General features: G+C 51.0%; 3 rRNA genes. All 3 read left to right on the forward strand.

Going from position 1 to position 5126, the window contains the following annotated elements:
* Positions 1–126 precede the first annotated feature (126 nt).
* The 3 genes from D6855_RS16520 (at position 127) to D6855_RS16530 (ending at position 5126) form a co-directional block, all read left to right on the forward strand.
* Positions 127–1671: ribosomal RNA gene (locus D6855_RS16520) — 16S ribosomal RNA — on the forward strand.
* A 64-nt stretch (positions 1672–1735) separates the two neighbouring features.
* Positions 1736–1853, forward strand: a 5S ribosomal RNA gene (rrf, locus tag D6855_RS16525).
* 411 nt (positions 1854–2264) lie between these two features.
* Positions 2265–5126, forward strand: a 23S ribosomal RNA gene (locus tag D6855_RS16530).
* The 16S, 23S and 5S rRNA genes sit together here, the layout of an rRNA operon.

A 5126-nucleotide genomic window follows, 5' to 3' on the forward strand; every position in this document is an offset into this window, starting at 1 on the left:
ACCTTGACAAATAAACAGTAATGCAACCCTGAAAAATTCCAAGAGAATTATTCAGAATTAACAAACCAAAAGTAATAACGGACAGAACGAAAAGCCAAGCTTAAGTTCTGGCCAGATTGAAATCTTAAACGTGAGAGTTCGATCCTGGCTCAGGATGAACGCTGGCGGCGTGCCTAACACATGCAAGTCGAACGGAGATTTAACGCTGATGAGGCTTCGGCGGAATCTTGTTAAATCTTAGTGGCGGACGGGTGAGTAACGCGTGGGCAACCTGCCTCATACTGGGGGATAGCAGTTGGAAACGACTGATAATACCGCATAAGCGCACAGTATCGCATGATACAGTGTGAAAAACTCCGGTGGTATGAGATGGGCCCGCGTCAGATTAGCTAGTTGGTAAGGTAACGGCTTACCAAGGCGACGATCTGTAGCCGGACTGAGAGGTCGGACGGCCACATTGGGACTGAGACACGGCCCAAACTCCTACGGGAGGCAGCAGTGGGGGATATTGCACAATGGAGGAAACTCTGATGCAGCGACGCCGCGTGAGTGAAGAAGTATTTCGGTATGTAAAGCTCTATCAGCAGGGAAGAAAGGCCCGCAAGGGAGATGACGGTACCTGACTAAGAAGCCCCGGCTAACTACGTGCCAGCAGCCGCGGTAATACGTAGGGGGCAAGCGTTATCCGGATTTACTGGGTGTAAAGGGAGCGCAGACGGCCTGGCAAGTCTGAAGTGAAACCCCACGGCTCAACCGTGGGCTTGCTTTGGAAACTGTCAAGCTAGAGTACTGGAGAGGTAAGCGGAATTCCTAGTGTAGCGGTGAAATGCGTAGATATTAGGAGGAACATCGGTGGCGAAGGCGGCTTACTGGACAGCAACTGACGTTGAGGCTCGAAGGCGTGGGGAGCAAACAGGATTAGATACCCTGGTAGTCCACGCGGTAAACGATGAATACTAGGTGTTGGGGACCATAGGTCTTCAGTGCCGTCGCTAACGCAGTAAGTATTCCACCTGGGGAGTACGTTCGCAAGAATGAAACTCAAAGGAATTGACGGGGACCCGCACAAGCGGTGGAGCATGTGGTTTAATTCGAAGCAACGCGAAGAACCTTACCAGATCTTGAGATCCTACTGAATACAGGGTAATGCCTGTAGGCCTTCGGGACAGTAGAGACAGGTGGTGCATGGTTGTCGTCAGCTCGTGTCGTGAGATGTTGGGTTAAGTCCCGCAACGAGCGCAACCCTTGTCCATAGTAGCCAGCAGTAAGATGGGAACTCTATGGAGACTGCCAGGGATAACCTGGAGGAAGGTGGGGATGACGTCAAATCATCATGCCCCTTATGATCTGGGCCACACACGTGCTACAATGTCGTAACAAAGGGAAGCGACGGAGCGATCCTGAGCAAATCTCAAAAATAACGACCCAGTTCGGACTGTAGGCTGCAACCCGCCTGCACGAAGCTGGAATCGCTAGTAATCGCAGATCAGCATGCTGCGGTGAATACGTTCCCGGGTCTTGTACACACCGCCCGTCACACCATGGGAGTCGGAAATGCCCGAAGCCGGTGACTTAACCGTAAGGAGAGAGCCGTCGAAGGCAGGTCGGATAACTGGGGTGAAGTCGTAACAAGGTAGCCGTAGGAGAACCTGCGGCTGGATCACCTCCTTTCTAAGGAAGAGGAATGAAGTAGGGAGTTGTATTACTGTTTAGATGCCAAGGGCATCAGGATATTTCCGGTGGCGATGCGCTTATGGGTAACACCCGTTCCCATCCCGAACACGACGGTTAAGACGTAAGCGGCCGAAAGTACTATACTGGCAACGGTATGGGAGGATAGGTGGCTGCCGGATTTATAAAAAACAAACTCACCTGAGTATTGATCATAGATCAGAAGCCTTTCTGGTCATTGATGACTGCTCAGGCAGTCAGAAGATTGTACCTTGAAAACCGAATACTGAAATGAAAGATTTTAATCAGAAACTACGATTATAATCGACATCGAAGATCCAGAAACAACAAAACAAACATCTTTAATACATAACGCTATATGAATTAAAGACGAGAACAAGAAGTTATCGAAAGATAACGGACAGTTTCTATATTGCTTGAATGAGGAAACAGACACTTCGGATTGCATGGTTATCCATCAAATGCTACGCATTCGCTGGATAAAAGACTTCGTCTTATGCATCCGATAAGAAATGCAAAATCATGTGTAAACACAGATTTTGATTTCATTATCGTCTGCGCAATCCTCAGAAGGTTAAGCTATATAGGGCGCAGGGCGGATGCCTTGGCACTAAGAGCCGATGAAAGACGTGATAAGCTGCGAAAAGCTGCGGTGAGCTGCAAATAAGCCTTGACCCGCAGATATCTGAATGGGGCAACCCGGCTAGGAAGACCCTAGTCACTGCATGATGAATCCATAGTCATGCAGGGGGAACCCGGTGAACTGAAACATCTAAGTAGCCGGAGGAAGAGAAAACAAAAGTGATTCCGTAAGTAGCGGCGAGCGAACGCGGAAGAGCCCAAACCAGGGAGCTTGCTCCCTGGGGTTCGGACTGCATAATCGATGGAGGTCTTTAGTAGAAGCCGCATGGGAAAGCGGCGGCAGAGAGGGTGAAACCCCCGTATACGAAAAGGACCAAAGCGAGGCAGTATCCAGAGTAGGACGAGACACGTGAAACCTTGTCTGAACGCGCGGGGACCACCCCGTAAGGCTAAATACTACTTAGTGACCGATAGCGAATAGTACCGTGAGGGAAAGGTGAAAAGGACCCCGGGAGGGGAGTGAAAGAGAACCTGAAACCCTGTGTCTGCAAGCTGCGAAAGCTCCATATGCGAGCGATCGCGTACTTTTTGTAGAACGGTCCGGCGAGTTATGTGATGTGGCGAGGTTAAGTACTTAAGGTAAATAGCCGAAGGGAGACCAAGTCTGAATAGGGCGAAGAGTCGCACCACATAGACCCGAAACCGGGTGATCTATCCATGGACAGGATGAAGCGGCCGTAAAAGGCTGTGGAGGTCCGAACACACATCCGTTGAAAAGGGTGGTGATGAGCTGTGGATAGGGGAGAAATTCCAATCGAACTCGGAGATAGCTGGTTCTCCCCGAAATAGCTTTAGGGCTAGCCCTGTATCATTCCTTTTGGAGGTAGAGCACTGAATATCCGCGGGGGCTTCACCGCTTACCAAAGATTATCAAACTCCGAATGCCAGTAAGGATAAGAACAGGAGTCAGACTGCACGAGATAAGTTGGGTAGTCAAAAGGGAAAGAGCCCAGATCCACGGCTAAGGTCCCAAAGTGCGTGTTAAGTGGAAAAGGATGTGGGATTTCATAGACAGCTAGGATGTTGGCTCAGAAGCAGCCACACATTCAAAGAGTGCGTAATAGCTCACTAGCCGAGAGGTCCTGCGCCGAAAATTACCGGGGCTGAAACACGACACCGAAGCCTGGGGATGGTTAGTATCTACGGGTACTAATGATCGGTAGGGGAGCATTCACACTGGCGATGAAACTGTACCGTAAGGAGCGGTGGAGTAGTGTGAAGAGAGAATGCCGGAATGAGTAGCGAGATGGAGGTGAGAATCCTCCAGGCCGAATATCCAAGGATTCCAGGGTAAAGCTGATCTGCCCTGGGGAAGTCGGGACCTAAGGCGAGGCCAAACGGCGTAGTCGATGGACAGCAGGTTGATATTCCTGCACTTATGCATATCAGAACTGTGGGGACGCAGGCACAGCGTGTGAGCCGGAAAAGGAAAATCCGGTCCCGCAAGGGGGAACGAACTTAAAGTAGTGAAGCACATCAAGTGACTGCCAAGAAAAGCCACTATTGCGTATGCATAACCCGTACCGTAAACCGACACAGGTGGATGAGGAGAGAATCCTAAGGCCGACGGGAGAAGCATTGTTAAGGAACTCGGCAAAATGTCCCCGTAACTTCGGGATAAGGGGAGCCCACGCAAGTGGGCCGCAGAGAAGAGGCTCAAGCAACTGTTTAGCAAAAACACAGGTCTATGCGAAACCGAAAGGTGAAGTATATGGGCTGACGCCTGCCCGGTGCTGGAAGGTTAAGAGGAGAGGTTAGCGCAAGCGAAGCTTTGAATTTAAGCCCCAGTAAACGGCGGCCGTAACTATAACGGTCCTAAGGTAGCGAAATTCCTTGTCGGGTAAGTTCCGACCCGCACGAAAGGCGTAATGATTTGAGCACTGTCTCGGCAATGCACCCGGTGAAATTGAAGTACCAGTGAAGATGCTGGTTACCCGCGCCAGGACGGAAAGACCCCATGGAGCTTTACTCCAGGTTGATACTGGGAGCCGGTATTATATGTACAGGATAGGTGGGAGGCTATGAAGTGATGACGTCAGTTGTCATGGAGCCGCTGTTGGGATACCACCCTTATGATGCTGGTTTTCTAACCAAGGACCATTATCTGGTCCGGGGACAATGTCTGCCGGGGAGTTTGACTGGGGCGGTCGCCTCCGAAAGGGTATCGGAGGCGCTCAAAGGTTCCTTCAGAATGGACGGAAACCATTCGCAGAGTGCAAAGGCAGAAGGGAGCCTGACTGTGACACCGACGGGTGGAACAGATACGAAAGTAGGACTTAGTGATCCGGTGGTATGAAAGTGGGATTGCCATCGCTCAACGGATAAAAGCTACCCTGGGGATAACAGGCTTATCACTCCCAAGAGTTCACATCGACGGAGTGGTTTGGCACCTCGATGTCGGCTCATCGCATCCTGGGGCTGTAGCAGGTCCCAAGGGTTGGGCTGTTCGCCCATTAAAGCGGTACGCGAGCTGGGTTCAGAACGTCGTGAGACAGTTCGGTCCCTATCCGGCGCGGGCGTAGGATATCTGAGAGGAGCTGTCCTTAGTACGAGAGGACCGGGATGGACGGACCGCTGGTGTATCAGCTGCACCGCCAGGTGCATAAGGCTGGGTAGCCACGTCCGGAAGGGATAAACGCTGAAGGCATCTAAGCGTGAAGCCCCCCTCAAGATGAGATATCCCTGCTTTTAGCAGTAAGACCCCTTGGAGAGTACGAGGTTAGATAGGCACAAGGTGTAAGCATGGTAACATGTTCAGCTGATGTGTACTAATAGGTCGAGGGCTTATCCAA

The sequence above is a fragment of the Butyrivibrio sp. CB08 genome, assembly GCF_003625485.1.
In the GTDB taxonomy this organism is placed as follows: Bacteria; Bacillota; Clostridia; order Lachnospirales; family Lachnospiraceae; genus Butyrivibrio.